Annotated in this window: 17 protein-coding genes and 2 tRNA genes; 2 read left to right on the top strand and 17 right to left on the bottom strand. The window is 60.5% G+C overall.

Annotated elements, in window-relative coordinates:
* Positions 1-23: 23 nt before the first annotated feature.
* Complete coding sequence (locus E0E00_RS05685; RefSeq protein ID WP_130811525.1) at positions 24-1,301, bottom strand: transporter; 1,278 nt, start codon at positions 1,299-1,301, stop codon at positions 24-26.
* A 355-nt stretch (positions 1,302-1,656) separates the two neighbouring features.
* Here E0E00_RS05685 and E0E00_RS05680 point away from each other — a divergent pair, with 355 nt between their 5' ends.
* Positions 1,657-2,307, top strand: coding sequence for a helix-turn-helix transcriptional regulator (locus tag E0E00_RS05680; protein ID WP_130811524.1), 651 nt, complete (start codon positions 1,657-1,659; stop codon positions 2,305-2,307).
* 84 nt (positions 2,308-2,391) lie between these two features.
* Here E0E00_RS05680 and dnaB read toward each other — a convergent pair whose 3' ends face one another.
* The 8 genes from dnaB to E0E00_RS05640 form a co-directional block, all read right to left on the bottom strand.
* Positions 2,392-3,744, bottom strand: a complete 1,353-nt coding sequence (gene dnaB / locus E0E00_RS05675) for a replicative DNA helicase (RefSeq protein WP_130811687.1) — start codon at positions 3,742-3,744, stop codon at positions 2,392-2,394.
* 536 nt (positions 3,745-4,280) lie between these two features.
* Positions 4,281-4,802, bottom strand: a complete 522-nt coding sequence (gene rplI, locus E0E00_RS05670) for a 50S ribosomal protein L9 (protein WP_130811523.1) — start codon at positions 4,800-4,802, stop codon at positions 4,281-4,283.
* A 23-nt stretch (positions 4,803-4,825) separates the two neighbouring features.
* Complete coding sequence (locus E0E00_RS05665) at positions 4,826-5,905, bottom strand: DUF2232 domain-containing protein (RefSeq protein ID WP_130811522.1); 1,080 nt, start codon at positions 5,903-5,905, stop codon at positions 4,826-4,828.
* A gap of 30 nt (positions 5,906-5,935) precedes the next feature.
* Positions 5,936-6,214 (bottom strand): 30S ribosomal protein S18, encoded by a 279-nt coding sequence (gene rpsR / locus E0E00_RS05660; RefSeq protein WP_130811521.1) that lies wholly within the window; start codon positions 6,212-6,214, stop codon positions 5,936-5,938.
* Between the two features lie 48 nt (positions 6,215-6,262).
* Positions 6,263-6,802 (bottom strand): single-stranded DNA-binding protein, encoded by a 540-nt coding sequence (locus E0E00_RS05655; RefSeq protein WP_130811520.1) that lies wholly within the window; start codon positions 6,800-6,802, stop codon positions 6,263-6,265.
* 47 nt (positions 6,803-6,849) lie between these two features.
* Positions 6,850-7,143 carry a 30S ribosomal protein S6 gene (rpsF, locus tag E0E00_RS05650; protein ID WP_130811519.1) on the bottom strand — a complete coding sequence of 98 codons (294 nt, stop codon included), beginning with the start codon at positions 7,141-7,143 and terminating at the stop codon, positions 6,850-6,852.
* 427 nt (positions 7,144-7,570) lie between these two features.
* Positions 7,571-7,660: transfer RNA gene (locus E0E00_RS05645), tRNA-Ser, on the bottom strand.
* A 44-nt stretch (positions 7,661-7,704) separates the two neighbouring features.
* Positions 7,705-7,795 (bottom strand) — tRNA-Ser (locus E0E00_RS05640).
* A gap of 154 nt (positions 7,796-7,949) precedes the next feature.
* On the opposite strand from E0E00_RS05640, the gene E0E00_RS05635 reads away from it, so the two are divergent.
* Complete coding sequence (locus tag E0E00_RS05635; protein ID WP_130811518.1) at positions 7,950-8,696, top strand: trimeric intracellular cation channel family protein; 747 nt, start codon at positions 7,950-7,952, stop codon at positions 8,694-8,696.
* A gap of 69 nt (positions 8,697-8,765) precedes the next feature.
* On the opposite strand, the gene E0E00_RS05630 is transcribed toward E0E00_RS05635, so the two are convergent.
* The 8 genes from E0E00_RS05630 to mgtA form a co-directional block, all read right to left on the bottom strand.
* Positions 8,766-9,662 (bottom strand): ATP-binding cassette domain-containing protein, encoded by an 897-nt coding sequence (locus tag E0E00_RS05630; protein WP_165443568.1) that lies wholly within the window; start codon positions 9,660-9,662, stop codon positions 8,766-8,768.
* 15 nt (positions 9,663-9,677) lie between these two features.
* Entirely contained in the window at positions 9,678-10,088 is a 411-nt protein-coding gene (locus E0E00_RS14330; RefSeq protein ID WP_165443567.1) for an ABC transporter ATP-binding protein, read from the bottom strand.
* Between the two features lie 2 nt (positions 10,089-10,090).
* Positions 10,091-10,447, bottom strand: coding sequence for a hypothetical protein (locus E0E00_RS14325; RefSeq protein ID WP_165443566.1), 357 nt, complete (start codon positions 10,445-10,447; stop codon positions 10,091-10,093).
* 300 nt (positions 10,448-10,747) lie between these two features.
* Positions 10,748-11,254 carry a hypothetical protein gene (locus tag E0E00_RS05620; RefSeq protein ID WP_130811515.1) on the bottom strand — a complete coding sequence of 169 codons (507 nt, stop codon included), beginning with the start codon at positions 11,252-11,254 and terminating at the stop codon, positions 10,748-10,750.
* Positions 11,255-11,292: 38 nt separating this feature from the next.
* Positions 11,293-11,670 carry a helix-turn-helix domain-containing protein gene (locus E0E00_RS05615; RefSeq protein WP_130811514.1) on the bottom strand — a complete coding sequence of 126 codons (378 nt, stop codon included), beginning with the start codon at positions 11,668-11,670 and terminating at the stop codon, positions 11,293-11,295.
* Between the two features lie 44 nt (positions 11,671-11,714).
* Positions 11,715-13,553 carry a translational GTPase TypA gene (gene typA, locus E0E00_RS05610; RefSeq protein WP_130811513.1) on the bottom strand — a complete coding sequence of 613 codons (1,839 nt, stop codon included), beginning with the start codon at positions 13,551-13,553 and terminating at the stop codon, positions 11,715-11,717.
* A gap of 166 nt (positions 13,554-13,719) precedes the next feature.
* On the bottom strand, positions 13,720-14,175 hold the full coding sequence (locus tag E0E00_RS05605; protein ID WP_130811512.1) for a hypothetical protein: 456 nt from the start codon (positions 14,173-14,175) through the stop codon (positions 13,720-13,722).
* Between the two features lie 210 nt (positions 14,176-14,385).
* On the bottom strand, positions 14,386-17,151 hold the full coding sequence (gene mgtA, locus E0E00_RS05600) for a magnesium-translocating P-type ATPase (protein ID WP_130811511.1): 2,766 nt from the start codon (positions 17,149-17,151) through the stop codon (positions 14,386-14,388).
* Positions 17,152-17,444 lie beyond the last annotated feature (293 nt).

Genomic DNA, 17,444 nt, shown 5'->3' with positions numbered 1-17,444 from the left:
GTCGCCAGGCCAAAGGACGTTGCTCAGAACAGGGCGACAGCCGTGTAGGTCAGGATACACAGCGCCATAGCCATGGTGTAGGGCAGGGTGGACTTCAGGATATCGTTGACGTCGACGTTGGCGTAATCCGCGACGATGACGTTTTGGGTGTTGGTGGGGTCGGAGACACACTGGACAACGCTTGTGGAGCGTAGCGCCATGCCGACTGCGGCCGGGGACAGGGTGCCTGCAGCAACGAAGATGTTGGCAAGGCCGGAGCCTAGGCCATACATGTTCAGCGGGCCGCGGTAGAGGGCCAGCGGGGACAGGATGGTGAAGAGGATGACGTAGACAACAGGGTTACTCGGCAAAATCATGGAGATGATGGGCTGCATGAGGGCAGAGGTCTCGGGAGCGGCGACGCCGTTGAGCAGGATGCCGATGCCAATCATGAGGGCAATGACGCCGGCGACATCCTTGATGCCCTCGACGACGGAGCTGGAGAGCACCTGCATGGCCTGGCCAGGCTTGGTGATGAGGGCGGTCACGATAAGGGTAACGATAAGGGAGGTCTCGGCGTTCCACTTGAGGAAGAAGACCAGGACAATGGGGACGATGGGCATGACAAGCGCGACGGGGTTGACACCCTTGGCATCATCGGCGGCCTTGGCTGCCCAGGCAGCGCTCTTGGAGGCGTTGCGGGTATTGAGGACGATGTAGACGAGGGTGACGACGACGCACACAACGCCCATGACGACAGAGGTGGACTTGATGACCTCCATGTCCATCCCGATGGTGTCGACGTAGAGCTGGTACTGGGACACGTTGAAGAGCAGGCCAATATTCAGGCCAAGGAGGATGAGGCTTGCTGCCACCACGGGGGAAATCCCCGCCGAGAGGAGCAGCGGGATGGCAATCTGGGACACCATGATGACGGGGCCTGCGCCGCTCATGGCGGTGAAGATGATTGCGATGGCAGCGGTCAGCGCGATTGCGATGATTGTGGGCTTGTCGCCGGCGAGTTCGGCCGCCTTGCGGATGATTGCATCGGAGATGCCTTCCTTTTGGATGACCTTGGCAAAAATCGCGCCAAAGATTGTCACCGTGATGGTGGAGGCCAGCTTTGCCGCACCGGAGCCAATCACGAAGGCGGTGATGGTCTTCACCTCTTTGTCGTCCGAGATAAACGGCACACCAGCGACGGCGGCGATGAGAATGCCCATCGCCGGCAGCACCAGGATGGCGGGCATCTTCTTGGTCATCATCAGCGCAACACCGCCGATGAAGACGGCCAGGATCAAGATGACTTGAACGGTTGCCATTTCTGCTTCCTTCCTTCTAACGATTGCCTGTCCCCAGAAGAGACGACCTCCAGCACGATGCGCCGCAGTCTAGCATTCAGCCCAGATGACCCTTTGGGCCTTTCCGCTTGCGGCTCGTTGTCGAGATATATCAATTCCGTATCGCCGCGAGCCATCTCGATTCCTTCTGCTTTTTTGGTGCTAAAGGGGCGCACTACAGTGGCTTACTGACTCTATGGAGATACTTGTATTTTGACCTGTTCGTCACGGTCATTTACCTGCTCGTTTTCTTCTCTACCAATTGTGGAATCCGACGAACGGTAGAAAAGGACCCGCAATCATCACGGTTTCTACACTACTTTAGAAGGGACCAGCGATGCATCCTTATCCCGAGGACAGGCTCGGTGACGTCATGAACACCTTGGGGAAAGCCTTCGACTTTGCCGATAAGCTCCTCCCGGGAGGGCTTGAGTCCTTCTATGACCTGTTTACAAGCTCCGCCTTGGCCCGTTCGTTCGATGGACCGGGTGCGAATCCTCAGCTAAGCGGATCGGGCATAGAGCTGGTTCTCTCGGTCTGCGAGGGGCAATCGTCCGACGGCCTCGACCTGATGCTCATGAACGAGAGGCGCCCGGCCAAGGGGACGCAAGACCGAGCGAAGTGGTGCGGGCGCATGCTCGCCTACCATCAGTGGGACACTGGCGCGACGTTTCGCGGCATCGCCATGTATCTTGGGGTCAAAGAGCTCTTCTCGTTGTTTGAGACTCATCGCATAGCCTCGCCGCGCGTCGTCTCTCTCTACATAACCGAGGTCCTTGCAAAAAGGGACGCGCCCACGCGGCTCCGCCGCTATCGGGCAGACGCCGGCCTTACCCAAGCCGCGCTATCCGAGGCCTCGGGGGTGTCCCTGCGCTCCATCCAACAGTATGAGCAGAGAAAAAAGGACATCAACAGGGCGCAGGCCAAGTCCGTATGGAGCCTTGCCCAAGAGCTTGGCTGCAAGGTCGAAGACCTCTTGGAGCCGTAGACCTTGGTGTAGGGAGGCGCGGCCGGCCCGCCCCAGGTGCGTCTGGGTCCCCTTGGGCACACTTAAGCCGGTGGCACCAGACAGCTAGTCGTAACGGGTTGTGACTTCGAGGAACTTGGTCTTGTTGCCCACGAAGGTGAGGGGGACGTCACCAAGCGCGCCCGAGCGGTTCTTCGCGATGATGAAGTTGGTCACACCCATGTCCGGACGGTCGTCGCGGGCGGCCTCCTCCTCGTCCATGGAACGGTCGAGGAGGATGACGATGTCGGCGTCCTGCTCGATTGCGCCGGACTCACGAAGGTCCGAGAGCTCGGGACGCTTGCCGGTGCGCTCGGTCACGCGACGCGAGAGCTGCGACAGGGCGATGACGGGGCATTCGAGGTCTTTGGCCATGATTTTGATGCCACGGGACATCTCCGAGACCTCGGTGGCACGGCTGTCGGCGCGGCGCATGCCAGCAGGGGGCGAGAGGAGTTGCAGGTAGTCCACCACAACAAGGCCGAGTTTCTTGCCGTGGAGCATGCGGCGGGCCTTGGCGCGAATCTCGGTGACGGTTGTGCCGGGCGTATCATCGACCATGATATCCAGACCAGAGAGCTCATCGGTACCGCGAATGAGCTCGGGCCACTGGTCGTTCTGGATGTGCGCCGAGCGAATCTCCTGCAGGCCGACGCCCGACTGTGCCGAGAGCAAGCGCTGGGCGATCTCGATCTTGCTCATCTCGAGCGAGAAGAACGCAACCGACGCACCATTGAACGCTGCATTCACTGCCAGGTTGAGCGCAAACGAGGTCTTACCAACGCCAGGGCGGGCGCCGATGACAACCATCTGGCCGGGACGCAAGCCAAGGAGCTTCGAATCGATGGTAGGAAAGCCGGTCTTCACTCCCAGCTCGGAGATCTGGTTCTCGCACATGTCCGAGAGCTGGTCGAAGAGGTCGCTCATGATGGTATCGATGGATTGGTAGCTAGAACGCACGTCCCTGTTAGTGACGTCGAGCAGCATCTTCTCGGCCTTGTCCACGACCTCCTTGGTGTCCTCGGGGGCATCGTAGGCCAAGGCAGTGATCTGTGCGGCAGCAGAAATCATCCGACGCAGTGTGGAGTCGCGACGCAGCATCTCAACGTGACGTCGCCATCCAACGAGCGCAAGCGAGTTATTGCCAAGGTCAAGCAGGTAGGGCCTGCCACCCACGCGCTCAAGCTCCCCTTGGCTCTTGAGGAAGTCCGCAAGAGAGATGGTGTCCACTGCCATGTTGCGGTCGAACATCTCATGCATGGCTAGGTAGATTTTGCGGTTTGAGGGGATGTAGAAGTCATCCGGATCCAACTCGATGAGACATTCCTGCAGAACGTCCTGCGAGATGAGCATGGCCGAGAGAATCGAAGATTCGGCCTCGGGGTCTTGTGGCATCGCAACATCAGACGTCGCCGTCATCTGAGTGGGATTGATGTCGTACCCGTCCTGCGCCACCGTGCTGTACCCCTCTCCATCTCTGCCCACTATTTCTCGTCCTCTGGATGCTACCGCATTGAGCATCCGCGGTTCATCACCAACCAATCGCCGACCGTAAGCCTTCTACCTGCGGCAAGCGAAAAAGCACTCCAGTCTTCTACAAGTGATGTTAAAAACGCCTCTCTCTGAGCGGGCACTTTGAGAGTTTTCAACGTTTTCAACAATTTGGCAAGCGGTGCGTTAACATCCGAGAAGGCCTTCTGGAGCAAAGGCCTTAAATATTCATTACGTTTGGAGCTATCCAGCTGATTTGGTATAAATATCCGATTTCTTGATATTATCCCAGTTGAATAGCCATACGTATGCATTTTTCGGGCGTTTGCCCCGCATGCGGCATGTGCATGCGGGGCAAATTTGTGTTAGGCGATTACTCGCCGAGGACCACAACCGATGCTCCTGACTTGCTGGGGTTGTTGAAATCCCCAGTTGAGGGCCAGCCTGGTCGAAAACCCCTAAGGCTACTCGGCAGCCTCGGTGGCATCAGTGGCCTCTACAGCCTCGGTCGACTCAACGGGCTCAGGCTCCTCGGCAACAGGCTCGTCGCCTACGAAGACGATAACCTTCGCGTTGACCTCACGGTAGAGGTTGATTTCGACGGCGTGACGGCCGGCGGTCTTAATCGTGGCGCCGCGGACGACGCGCTTGCGATCGACCTCAACATCGAGCTGGGCCTTGATGGCCTCGACAATCTGCTGAGAGGTGACAGAGCCGAAGAGCTGGCCCTCCTCGCCAATCTTCGCGTCGACCTTCACGAGCTTCCCGTCGAGGATGGCCTTGGTGGCCTCGGCGTTAGCGATGCGCTCCACCTCGCGCTTCTCGATGCTGGCGCGACGCTGCTCGAGCTGCTTAAGGTTGCCGGGGGTAGCGGGCTGGGCAATCTTGTTGCGGAAGAGATAGTTCTCCGCGAAGCCCTGGGCTACGTCGACGACGTCGCCCTCTCCGCCCTTGCCCCGGAGCTCACCCAAAAGGATGACTTTCATGGGACACTCCTTCGTTCAGTCGGCTATGCCGACTTCTGATCTTGATCCGTGTTGCTCTGGATGGTGGTCTTCACGCCCCTAGGAAGGTGGCGGAAGTTCTTCCACACATCGACAAGCCCCACGACGGTCATGACGTAAAGCTGGTTCTCGAGAACGAGACCCGCGATTATGGTGCAGGCCCCCGCGAAGGCACCCACATGCCTGGTCCGAATGATCCAGGCGATGACGGCAAAGCCCTGGACTGCAAACGCAATCCTGAGTGCCACAAGCACGTTAGCGGAGACCATGTTCACAGCGGTGCTGTACGCTGCCGGAACAAGCCCCACTGCAGTAAGCCCTAGGATGTCGGCCACAAGCACGCCGACGAGCCACACGGGGACGTCGTAGCGGGCGAATGCGGGCAACGTTGCGCCCAACCCCTCTCGTCTTGCTGACGCTCGTGCGCCGAGAAGGCTGCAGAGGAACTCGATCAGTGCCACGAAGAGGTACGCGCTGGGCCAGTACACCTGGAGCATGGCACGCAGTTCGTCAATCTGCGTTGCCGCTGAGACGGACGTAACGCTAATGCCCGAGGCATACGCATTCACAAGGTCCGTGATCATGTCAGCCATGGAGGAGCCCATGGACTGCAGCTGGATTACATCTACGCCGATGAGCGCGAAGGTGCCGCACACAACAAGCGCGAACGCAACCGTAAGCGACAGCTTGCTACGCGATGTGGCCCATGCCGTCCCGATGCCTATGAGACAGGCAACGAGCACGCTTGGGGCCGTCGCGACTTCGGCCACGATGGCAACGACCGCCGCTGGCACGAGCGCGCAGGCAAGTGTTGCAAGGGTCTGCATGTGGTTGCGCGCTGCAAGCGTGATAACCGCACCGTAGCCAATGGCGAAGCACCCGAGCATGGGGATGTATCCAGCAATGGCTCCGCCAAGTGCGCAGATGACAAGCCCGACGATGAGCGACGATCCGCCACGCGGTGCCTGTGCACCGTCCCCCGCAGGAACAATCCCGCCCTGTTCGGGCGAGCTCTCCGTTGGGTTAGATGCGTCCCAGAGCGCAAGGGCCCTGGTCTGCTCGTCTGTATGCTTCTCCGTCGTCATGACCTAGTGGTTTTTCTTTACGCCCGCACCCTAGCTGCGGCTGCGGCCACCGCGGCTGGAGACCACGGGGACGGTGTAGGGCAGGAGCGCCATAACGCGGGCCCGCTTGATGGCAACCGCGATATCGTGCTGGTGCTGCGTGCAGGCGCCAGTGACGCGACGGGGCTTGATCTTGCCACGGTCGGTCATGAACTTGCGAAGGAGCTGTACATCCTTGTAGTCGATGTACTCGGCCTCCTCCTTGCAAAACTGGCAGTACTTGCGACGCGGCTGGCGCTGAAACTCTTGCTTTTTCTGCTGCTGAGCCATGTCTGGTTTGCCTTTCGACCGGCGGCTCAATGGCCGCCCTTGCTGTTACTAGAACGGGATGTCCTCATCATAGACGTCTGCTGCGGGGGGCGCAGAGACAGGCGGTGCTGCCGGAGCTGGGGCGGAGTAGTTCTGCTGGGCAGGATACTGAGCCGGAGCCGGCTGCGGCGCGGGCGCGTAGGGAGCCTGCTGGGACGGCTGCGGCGCGTTGTTATAGCGCTGGGCAGGAGCACCCTGCTGCTGTGGTGCGGCACCCTGGTTCCTGGACAGGAACTCGACCTCGTCCACGACGACCTCGAGCTTGCTACGACGCTGACCTTCCTTGGTCTCCCAGGAGCTATAGCGAAGCTTTCCTTCGATAGCGACCTTGGAGCCCTTGCTGAGGTAGCGCGAGAGCGGTTCGGCACGAGCGCCAAACACAACGCAGTCGACGTAGTTGGGAACGTCCTCCCACTCGCCGGTCTGCTGGTTGCGACGACGGTCGTTGACTGCGACACCAAAGGAGAGGACCTGGGTGCCACCACCGGTGGAACGAAGCTCCGGGTCCCTGGTGAGGTTGCCCGAGATGTTCACTCTATTAATACTCACGTTGCTCACTACCTCTCCGTGCGGGCGCAAGGCCCACCTTCCGCTGACTAGTCCTTGTCCGTGCGAGCCACGATCATGTGGCGCTTGACGGCATCGCTGATGCGCAGGACTCGGTCGAGCTCTGCGATCTGGGAAGGATCTGCGTGGAAGTTGATGAGGGTGTAGTCACCCTCAGTGAGGTGGTCGATCTCGTAGGCAAGCTTGCGCTTGCCCCACTCCTCAACGGAGTCGACGGTGCCGCCGTCAGTGGTTATAGCGACCTCGATGCGCTTCATGACGCCAGCGCGAGTCTCCTCGTTGCTCGTGGGATCGACAAAGAACAGCAGTTCATAGGCCTTCATGGTGTCACCTCCTCTGGGCTGATGGCCCTAGGTCGTGAAGGTTTGCGCCCAGGGCAGGAAGCATGCGATTTGGTATCGTATCACAGCTGCCGCAGATACTCCCCCTGCAATCTGCGGTCTGCGCGAATCCATAAACCCCATGCGACCTGCCATCATTACGCCTTAGCCCAGCCACGCATCCTTCTCGTATGCTCAAAGGGTACGGCTGGCACCTGACACTTATTTGACGCTGCGCATACCGCTTTCGGACAGGCAGCTTACGGGTAGGGCTCTGGGGGCGAGAAACGCAGGAAAACTTGAAACCAAAGCTCGTAGCGAGACGAAATTCGTACATAGTTTCTACACTCTTTTCCTACAGCAGACGGGTTGTGCTTCGCCGCGATGGAAAAAGGGCAGGCGCCAGTTGGCACCTGCCCTTGCCGTCAAATGGCGGAGGGGGAGGGATTCGAACCCTCGTACCCCCGAAGGGGTAAACGGTTTTCGAGACCGCCGCATTCAACCACTCTGCCACCCCTCCGTGGGGTGAAAAGTGGCGCCCCAATGGGACGCCGCTGGATTTACTGGCGGAGAGTCTGGGATTTGAACCCAGGATACGCTTTAGGCGTATACACGATTTCCAATCGTGCTCCTTCGGCCACTCGGACAACTCTCCAAGAACTGCGACGGCTAGTATATCGTAAGTTCGTCAGTGAGGGGAGGTCGATTTTCTCTCCACCGGTTATTCTCGCCTTCTTGCCTGTACGGTCGCTCACGCAGCAGCAAAAATGCGAGAAGATATTTGCCCGTCAAACCTCTGGGGAGTCAGGATGCCGGAGCTGTTCTCAAAATTTGGCCCCGAGATGGCCGCCGTCTCTTTGCCTGCCTGGCTCGACCTGGCAGCCCTGATGGTTGGCGCCGTATCTGGCATCCTTGTGGCACGAGAGAGAAAGCTCGACCTCGTAGGGTTTGTTGGTCTCGCAATGCTCTGCGGCTTGGGTGGCGGGCTCATCCGGGACATCACCATGCAGGTGGACTCGGTTTACATGCTCTCCTCCCCCTACGCAATACCAGCTGCTGCCGGCATGGGCAGTATCGCCTTCTGCTTTCCGGGACTCCTTGACCGGTTCTCCAGCCTCATCGAGTGGGTTGACATCATCTCGGTTGGACTCTTTGCCCTCATGGGTACCGATAAGGCCATCGTCTACGGGCTCCTGCCGTTCTCAGCAATCCTCATGGGAACCCTTACGGGCGTGGGCGGGGGTATGCTCCGCGACGTTTTCCTGGGTGATATCCCGCGCATCTTTAAGCCAAGCAACTACTATGCCCTCTGCGCACTTGCCGGCTCAACCGTCTACTATGGGGCAGTCCTAGTCTTCTGGCTGGGAAAGTCCTGGGCTGCCATCCTGTGTGTGGCGGTAACCATGAGCCTCAGGCGCTGGTCGCTCCACTACAACGTGATTTCACCAAATGACGTCAACCTGGCACCCCGCGTGGCTGGCGGCGTGCGCAGGCTCACCAGACGCGTCTCCCGGTCAAGGAGCGCCACGAGGAGAACGCACCACCGCGAGAAATGAGACAAGGGGACTTGCCCCCTTGTCTCCTGACCACCGCGAAGGCCGAGGGCGTCACGCGCTCCAAGCGCATCATTCGCCGCACCCAGCGCGGAGGGCGCGACCTGTAGCGTCCACCCTTTCGCGCAGACGCCCATCCTCCATGACGAGAACTCCGTCATAGAGCCGCTCTCGCTGTGGGCTCAGGTGGTGGGTCACCTCTATGACGGTAACGCCGTCGAGTGCGAGCAGAGCGTCCTTCACCTGCTCTGCCATGTGGCCGTCCAGGGCCGACGTGGCCTCATCTGCAAGGATCGTGGTCTTGCCGTACAGGAGCGCCCGGGCGATCGCCACGCGCTGGCGCTCGCCTCCCGAGAGCCTGGAGCCGTCCTCCCCGACAGGCGTGTCGAGCCCCTGGGGCAGGGAGCTGACGACGCCTTCCAAGCCTGCAAGGGAGATGGCACGCATGACCTGCTCGTCCGTGAAGGAGCCTCTTGGCGTTATGTTCGCGCCAAGCGTGTCCTCGAAGAGGAACACATTCTGATGGATGAAGGCCGCGTCTGGAATGGCATCCTTCTTGTCATCCGTCAGGATGGTTCCTGAGGTCGGAGTCAACGTCTTGGACAAGAGCCCCAAGACCGTGCTCTTCCCTGACCCGCTGTCGCCCACGATGGCATACTTCCTGCCAGCCTCGAAGCGTGCGGTGCAGTCCTGCATAACACCTTCCTCTGCGCCCGCATAGGAGAAATACACGGAGTCCAGGCTCAATGAGCGCACAACGGGCTTCCGCTCCACGATGTCATTTCCATCGCCATCACGATGGGCGGTCGCCAGGCCGTCAATCAGGTCAAGTATGGGATGACACGCCCGCACTTGGGCACGCTTGGAAGGGAGCTCCGTCGCGGGAGATATGACCTCTCCCGAGAGCTGCGTCACAGCCACGGCGCTGCCGATCGTTACCATACCGTTGATGGCAAACAGGCCCGTCACGCCCATGATCGTGAATTAGGACATGACCCCAAGCACACCTGCCGTCCCGGTGACACAAGCCATGAGCTTCGAGAGCAAGGCCTTGTCCCCTTCGAGCTTCCCTGCAGCCTCGTTGTGGAGGGCCTCTGCGGTCCGCTCCACGCGGAACGCATGCACGACCTCGGTCCCCTTTGATACGTCCCGCACGCACGTGTTGTATTCCTTTGTGCTCCTCACTATGCTTTCCTGGCATGTGGACAGGCGACCTCCCAGCAGGCGGGGCACCAGCGAGGGCAGCGCCATGCCAGCCACCGACACGACTGCCACGAGGGGGTTGATGTACACGAGCATCGCACCTGCAATCACCATCTTGACGACAGAATCGGCGATGTCGAAGAACCCACCGAGCCAGTCCTTCTCGAGCGTGTCCATGTTCTGGCCGAGCATGGTCAGGTGCCGTGCGCTGTCCCCCTGGGCCGTGACGTCGTCTTGCCCTCTGTATATATGAGTCCGTGGGCAACCTGCGACCGCAAGCTCGTCATCACCCGCCGGACCAGGCTTGCCTTGTATCTTCCGCAGGCCACGACGAGAACCCCAAGCACGCCAGAGTAGGCGAGGGCGAAAATCAGGAAGCGCAGGATCAGTGCGGGGTCTGCGGTCGCAACCGACGTGGCCACAAGATCGAGCAGCATGCTCAGCAGTAGGGCGATTCCAACGTACAGTATCTGGAAGCCCAGCAAAAGAGCCATGAACAAAGCCAGGCGACCCCACCCCACGGCTTTGACGATGTAGGAGCTGTATCGCATAATGCCATCCGTTCATTTGAAACGCTGTCTAAGGGGCCGACGGCATGATGTTGCTTACTGAAAGCAACTCCATCGCCGCCGGCCACAAGACAATTAGCCGATGGTAATCTCAATCTTAATGCTCACACCACCGTTGCTATGCCGCACTTGCCTCTCGATTTGCCTCTGCACGTCAATCACCTCCTCTTACTTGTCCATACACATCATCTCGTGGAGGAGGGGCAGGTACCATATCGGCCCGTGTAAAAATAACCTCAAACGATAAGTCCCGAGGGAGCAGGCCCTAGCGGCGTCGGTCTCCTAAAGGCTGACCCCAAGCTCACGGGCCGCCCACCCTCGCATGACTGCAGCCCCCACGGCGTCGCCAATGAGGTCCAGGTAGGGTATGACGACGGAGAGCTTCCTTTGGGACTCCTCCGCTCGGCCCTCGCGAAGGTCCATACGGGCCTCTGAGTAGAGGAGCTGCGGGAGGTAGGAGTGGAGCTGCTCCTCCAGGCACTCGCCCTTTGCTTGTCGGACAAGGCGCGCAGCGTCGGCATAGCGCCCTTCCAGCTCGAGGCGCTGGGAGACGTTGAACTCGACGTTCACCCGTATCTCATGGTATTCCAGGGTGTCCGTGGCCTGATGGTCAAGCGAAGAGAGCAACTCCTCCCCAAACCGTATTGCCTCGACCGCCCGGCCTGCATAGAGGAGGCCGGGAACCCTGAGGGCAAGGCACTGCGCCTCGTCCCTTGAGAGCAACTCGTGCCGCAAATCCGTGAGATCGATATCTGGCTTTGTGAGCCGTATCGCCTGCTCGATCTTCAAGAGCGCCTCCTGCGCGGCATCTGGCTCCTGACCTGCGCTTAGCAAGACCGCAGCAGACAGGGAGAGGTAGACCTGGCGATCGTCGGCCTTTCGTGCACCGCCTCGCCCAGGCGCTCGAGCTGGGCCTGACACTCGTCCAACCTGCCACGGTTGAGCAATATGCTGACGCGCTTCGCCCTATCCTCGAAGTCGCGGTCCTGCTCGCTCTGGTAGTACACGTTGCACAGCTGATACATGCTCGAATGGAGTCGTGAAAGCAGGGCGTCGAGGAGCGCCCTTGATGGCATTTGGTGCCCGTTCTCGATGCGCGAGACCATTATGGGCGAGCAAAGCCCCTCCGCAATCTGCTCTTGCGTCAGATTCTGTCTCTTGCGGAGATCACAAATGGTCTCTCCGAACGAGTTGGACTCTGCCATGCCTCACCCCAAACGCCAGACGTTTGAACCGCTTGTCGATCGGCTTACTTGTCCACCATCCCATGGCGCACGCGCCACTTGCGACGATCCGTCTCGTTCAGGATGCGCTTGCGCATGCGGATGTTCTTGGGCGTAATCTCGACCAGCTCATCGTCCATGATGTACTCAAGGGCCTCCTCCAACGTAAAGGTGCGTGGCGGCGTGAGCTGCACGGCGACGTCTGCAGTGGAGCTACGCTGGTTGCCCAGGCTCTTGGTACGCGCAATGTTCACCACGATGTCACCGGGCTTCGAACGCTCGCCCACAATCATGCCCTCGTAGCATTCGTCACTGGGGCTCACGAAGAGTGCGCCGCGATCTTGGAGGTTACCCAGGGCGTAGGCGACGGCCTTCTCGGTAGACATGGAGATCATAACACCGTTCTGGCGCTTACCCAGCTCGCCCTCCATGGGACCGTACTCGAGGAAGTTGTGGTAGAACACAGCCTCGCCGTGGGTGACGTTCAAGATGCGGTTCTTGAGACCCATGACGCCGCGTGTGGGAATCTTGAACTCAAGGTGGTCCTGCTTCGTGCCAGAGATCATGTTGGTCATGTTTCCACCGGAGTTGCCAAAGAGCTCGATGACCTTGCCGGAGTACTCGCCCGGGCACTCGACCACGGCCTCCTCGATGGGCTCGAGCTTGTGCCCATGACCATCATCCTTGAAGAGGACGCGAGGGCGACCAACCTGGAACTCGAAGCCCTCGCGACGCATCTGCTCCATAAGAACCGAGAGGTGCAGGATGCCACGGCCGGCCACCTCAACGCCGGTCTTGTCAGGCAGCTCCTCGATGCGCATGGTGACGTTGTTCTCGCGCTCCGTCATCAGGCGCTCCTTGAGCTGGCGGCCTCCCACAACATCGCCGTCACGGCCAACGAGCGGCGAGGTCGATGCCTCAAACACAACGGACATGGTAGGCGGGTCGATCTCGATGGGGTCAAGCTCCACGGGGTTCTCGGGATCGGTGTAGACGTCGCCGATGTCGGTATGGCCAACGCCCACGACGGCGGCAATGTCGCCTGCCTGGGCCTCGCCACACTCATTGCGACCAAGATAGTCGAAGGTGAAGAGTTGCTTTACTTGGCTCATCTCGCGGCTGCCGTCATTCTTCACAACGAGGATCTTGTCGCCGGCGTGAATGGTGCCTGAGTAAATGCGACCAATACCAATGCGTCCAACGTAGTCGGAGTGATCAACGGTCACGCACTGCATGGCCAGCGGGCCTGCGAGGTCAACATCGGGAGCGGGCATGGCACCGACGATCATGTCGAGCAGCGGGTACATGTCCATGTTGCCGTCGTTGGGGTCGAGGCGCGCAAAGCCGTTCACGGCCGAGGCGTACACGACGTGCTCCATGGCAAACTCGAGCTCATCGTCGGTGGCACCCAAGTCCATCATGAGGTCGAGGCAGTCGTTCAGGGCCTTCTCGGGATTGGCTCCATCACGGTCGACCTTGTTGATAACAACCATGATGGCCAGATGTGCGGCGATGGCGTGAGAGAGGACAAAGCGCGTCTGGGGCATGGGGCCCTCCGCTGCGTCGACCAGAAGCAGTGCGCCGTCGGCCATCTTGAGCACGCGCTCGACCTCGCCGCCAAAGTCCGCATGGCCTGGGGTGTCAATGACGTTAATCTTGACGCCCTGGTACTCGATAGAGATGTTCTTGGCCAGGATGGTGATACCGCGCTCGCGCTCCTGATCGTTGGAGTCGAGCACGCGCTCCTGAACCTGCTGGTTATCACGGAAGGCATGGGTAGCCTTGAGCATCTGGTCGACCAGCGTGGTCTTGCCGTGGTCAACGTGGGCGATGATTGCGATGTTTCTGATCTGCTCCTGGAGCATGGGCACCTCTCGTTTAGCTCGCCAACGCCGCAACGCCGCGTGCGTCAGCAGATACCAATTTCGCGGCAACTGTATACCAGCGCAGAGACCAGCGGGCCCGACGGCACGCTGTTCCACGCAAACTGCTACATGATACGCCAAAGCGGGCAAGGGCTGCCGCGCTGCACTACCCCAGAAGGTTTTCTACCTCACCTGCGGGGGCAGGGTCTGTCCATGCAAAACCGTCGCCTGCACCCTTGCCATCCACAAGCGAGAACGCTGAGAAGCTCGTACGGCCCTGCTCGCCAAACTCGAGCAACACCGCGTCCTGGTAAACACCTCGCTCATCGGCAACCGCACCCTCGTAGGCAAGGGCGTAACGCACCGGGTCACCAAGTTGTGCCGCGCCGTCACCATGGGAACGCACGAGGTCGCGGATGCGCTTGCGGGCCCCTTCGAGACATTCCTCCGGGCCGTCATCGGCAAAGGTGTAGCTGGCAATGTGGCCAGCGGCGTCTTCGACGGCGAGAATGACATCCAGATTGACGCCCTCGGCTAGTACGTCAAACGCTTGACCCATAAGGGTGCTCGAGAGGTCGTCCAGCTCCGGCGAGACTCCCTGTCCGTCCTTCTCGGCACCCATGAGGCCTCCCAGTTGGCCGCGTTGTTCCAACACAACCATGGTAGCCGTTCCCGGCCACGGGGTGGCGCGACCCTCCTCCCCTCCCTCCGTTCTTTATCGGTTTTTGAGAATCAGGCGCCACGTTTGCCCAGTTAGCGAGCAGGACGATTCTCAAATTCCGCTGAAGAACGAGGGGAGGAGATGGAGAGGAGGAGCGGAGAGGAAACACCCCTACAGAAGGCGACCGAAGCGGCGCACGTAGGCCTTTCTCACCACCAGTACGAGCGCTGCGTAGGCGGCCACAACCACTGGAAGCACGGCGAGAAACGCCGGAGGCAGCGATGCCATGTCGAGGTCGGCACCCGCTGCGGTGAACGGGATGACCAGCGAAAGCACGATTGCGCCTGCGTCGAGAACCAGCACGCGCCAGTCGGCCATGCTCTGCATGAAGGGCACGCGCTCTGTGCGCACCAGATGCACAAAGAGCACCTGCGTGCACATGGACTCGACAAACCAGCAAGCTTGGAAGGTTGCCGTGAAGAGAGCGGCGGCAGAAGGGTCTCCCGCTATGGCAGGCCAGGCGCCTCCGGCCACGGCCGGGCACACCCAGAAGAACAGCAGCACAAAGGTCACGATGTCAAAGACCGAGCTCGTCGGCCCAATCCAACGCATGAAGCTCGCAATCGAGCCGGACCTCCACGCCTGCGATGCCCGCAGCTCCCGCGCGTCGACATTGTCCCAGGGAATGGCGGCGCAGGCGCAGTCGTAGATGAAGTTGAGAAGAAGAAGCTGCACGGCGGTCATAGGCAGGAAGGGCAGAGACACGCTCGCCACCAGCACCGAGAAGATGTTGCCAAAGTTCGAGCTCGCGGTCATCTTCACGTACTTGTTCATGTTGAAGAAGGTGCGGCGACCCTCGACAATACCCCTCTCCAGGACCCCAAGGTCCTTCTCGAGAAGGATGATGTCCGCAGCCTCCTTGGCCACGTCGGCCCCGGAGTCAACCGAGACGCCGCAGTCACTAGCTCCCATGGCGGCAGCGTCGTTCACGCCGTCGCCCATGAAGCCCACCACGTGTCCACGCGTCCGGAGTGCTCGCACAACGCGCACCTTCTGGTCGGGCGAGAGCTTTGCGAAGACGGTAACGTGCTCGACCCTCTCCGCGAGCTCCTCATCGGAGAGCTGCGCGACCGACGCCCCCTCGAGGGTCCCCTCCACGTGTAGGCCAATCGTCTCGCACACGGTGCACGCAACGCGAAGCGAGTCGCCGGTGAGGACCTTGGTTGTCACGCCATGCTCTCGCAGAGCGGCCACCGCTTGGGCGGCGCTTCTCTTAGGCGGGTCGAGGAAGGCCAGGTAGCCAATGAGCGTCATGCCCTGCTCGTCCTTGCCCGAGAGCACGCCCACATCGGCCGGATCGGCCTTTCGTGCCACGCCAAGAACGCGCATGCCCTTATCAGCCAGATCGTAGGCCGTAGCCAGGACCTTCTCGCGCATGTCATCGCCAAGGGGCACCACGCGACCGCCGTACTCGACCTCGGTGCAAACCTGAAGGACCTCCTCGATGGCCCCCTTGGTGACCATGCGACGACGGCCGTCCTTGTGCTCAACCACCACACTCACGCGCCGGCGCTCGAAGTCAAAGGGAACCTCATCGACAAGGCGCCAGTTCGCAGAAAGCTCATCGGCATCGATGCCGCGCCCGCCCTGGGAAGTCTCCTCGCTTGCGCGGGTAATAATCGCGGAGTCTATGAGGTTGCGCACGCCCGTCTCGAAGAAGCTGTTGAGAAAGGCATAGCGGAGCACGCGTGAATCCTCGTTGCCCATGAGGTCAAGGTGGCGTTCCAGCACCACGTGGTCCTCGGTGAGGGTACCTGTCTTGTCGGTGCAAAGAACGTCCATCGCACCAAGGTTCTGGATGGCATCGAGGCGCTTCACGATCACGCGGTCGTGCGAGAGGTCCACGGCGCCCTTGGCAAGGCACGTGGTCACAATCATGGGCAGCATCTCGGGCGTGAGACCCACGGCAACCGAGAGCGAGAAGAGCAAGGCCGAGAGCCAATCGCCCTTCGTGAGTCCGTTGATAACGAGGACGAGAGGCGCCATGGCCACCATGAGGCGCAGCAGGAGCTTGCTCACCGAAGCGATTCCCTCGTCATAGGCAGTCTTGCCGCGCTTGGCACCAAGGCTTGTCGCCATGCCGCCAAACATGGTGTTTGCGCCGGTGGCGACAACCACCGCCTCGCCACTTCCCGAGACCGCAGTAGAACCCATAAGCGCTATGTTGTCGAGGTCCCCCGCGACGCGGGTGTCCTTCTCGGGCTTGGGGCACGGTGCCGCCACACGCTCGACGGGAAGGCTCTCGCCCGTAAGCGAGGACATGCCGAGGAAGAGGTCGCGCGCCTGGATGAGGCGGGCGTCGGCAGGTACGACGTCACCTGCAGAGAGGTGCACAATATCACCAACAACCACATCTGCCAGGGGAATCTCCACGCGCCCCGTCCCTTCTCGCTCCACGCTGCACGTGGTCTGGATGGTCTTGGCAAGCGCCGCCGCGGCGTCGTCGCTCTTGCCCTCCTGTACGAACCGCAAAGTTCCGGAGACGGCAATCATCGCAAAAATGATGATGAAGGTCGATGGGTCGCGGTCGGCGGGAGCGGCGAGAATAACGTCCGTGACAAGAGACACCACGGCGAGAAGTGCGAGGATTCCCGTGAAGGGATCCACGAAAGCCTTTGCGAAGCGCACCGGAGCAGAGTCGCGATGGGCGCGCTCTACCTCGTTTGGACCCCATACAGCGCGGGAAAGCTCGACCTTCTCGGCAGAGAGGCCGCCACGACTGGTGTTGAACTCGTTGAGAAGCTCTTCCGTCTCGAGTGAGGAGACACGACGCAACCATTCGAGCTGGGACGTCTTCCCCGTTGGCGTCTCCGCTCGACGAGCGATAAGCCCCGTCCTTGTCAGCCCGGACAGGAACCCGTTGGTGAGCAGCCTCATGGGCCACCTCCAATCCGGGGATGTACGCAGGGACACAGTACGACGTCAGCTGCGCAGGAACCGGCAACGAGGCGGGCACACTATTGGCTTGGATGGACAGGGTGGAACCGCACCAGCGCTACCGGCGGCGCCCGTCTCCCCTTCTGGCAGGCGCCAACCTCATTGAGTTTGCGTTTTCTCGAGCATGACTACCATCGCCCATGGATGGCACCTCCTTGGCGTCAGGGGCTCCCGCCCCATACATGCGACCCATAGTGTGACTCGTGTACCAAGTATAGCCATTCTTTAGCGGT

Source organism: Olsenella sp. Marseille-P4559, from assembly GCF_900605015.1.
Lineage (GTDB): Bacteria > Actinomycetota > Coriobacteriia > Coriobacteriales > Atopobiaceae > Tractidigestivibacter.
Note: the sequence above shows the minus strand (reverse complement) of the source record. Positions and strands in the feature narration are given on the sequence as shown.

Bases quoted from the DNA above. Each gene is read 5' to 3' on its own strand.
- E0E00_RS05665 (WP_130811522.1), bottom strand. From the start codon at position 5,905: ATGACGACGGAGAAGCATACAGACGAGCAGACCAGGGCCCTTGCGCTC.
- rplI (WP_130811523.1), bottom strand. From the start codon at position 4,802: ATGAAAGTCATCCTTTTGGGTGAGCTCCGGGGCAAGGGCGGAGAGGGC.
- E0E00_RS14330 (WP_165443567.1), bottom strand. From the start codon at position 10,088: ATGCTCGGCCAGAACATGGACACGCTCGAGAAGGACTGGCTCGGTGGG.
- dnaB (WP_130811687.1), bottom strand. From the start codon at position 3,744: ATGACGGCGACGTCTGATGTTGCGATGCCACAAGACCCCGAGGCCGAA.
- rpsR (WP_130811521.1), bottom strand. From the start codon at position 6,214: ATGGCTCAGCAGCAGAAAAAGCAAGAGTTTCAGCGCCAGCCGCGTCGC.
- mgtA (WP_130811511.1), bottom strand. From the start codon at position 17,151: ATGAGGCTGCTCACCAACGGGTTCCTGTCCGGGCTGACAAGGACGGGG.
- E0E00_RS05680 (WP_130811524.1), top strand. From the start codon at position 1,657: ATGCATCCTTATCCCGAGGACAGGCTCGGTGACGTCATGAACACCTTG.
- E0E00_RS05605 (WP_130811512.1), bottom strand. From the start codon at position 14,175: ATGGGTGCCGAGAAGGACGGACAGGGAGTCTCGCCGGAGCTGGACGAC.
- E0E00_RS05635 (WP_130811518.1), top strand. From the start codon at position 7,950: ATGCCGGAGCTGTTCTCAAAATTTGGCCCCGAGATGGCCGCCGTCTCT.
- rpsF (WP_130811519.1), bottom strand. From the start codon at position 7,143: ATGAAGGCCTATGAACTGCTGTTCTTTGTCGATCCCACGAGCAACGAG.
- E0E00_RS05615 (WP_130811514.1), bottom strand. From the start codon at position 11,670: ATGGCAGAGTCCAACTCGTTCGGAGAGACCATTTGTGATCTCCGCAAG.
- E0E00_RS14325 (WP_165443566.1), bottom strand. From the start codon at position 10,447: ATGCGATACAGCTCCTACATCGTCAAAGCCGTGGGGTGGGGTCGCCTG.
- E0E00_RS05685 (WP_130811525.1), bottom strand. From the start codon at position 1,301: ATGGCAACCGTTCAAGTCATCTTGATCCTGGCCGTCTTCATCGGCGGT.
- typA (WP_130811513.1), bottom strand. From the start codon at position 13,553: ATGCTCCAGGAGCAGATCAGAAACATCGCAATCATCGCCCACGTTGAC.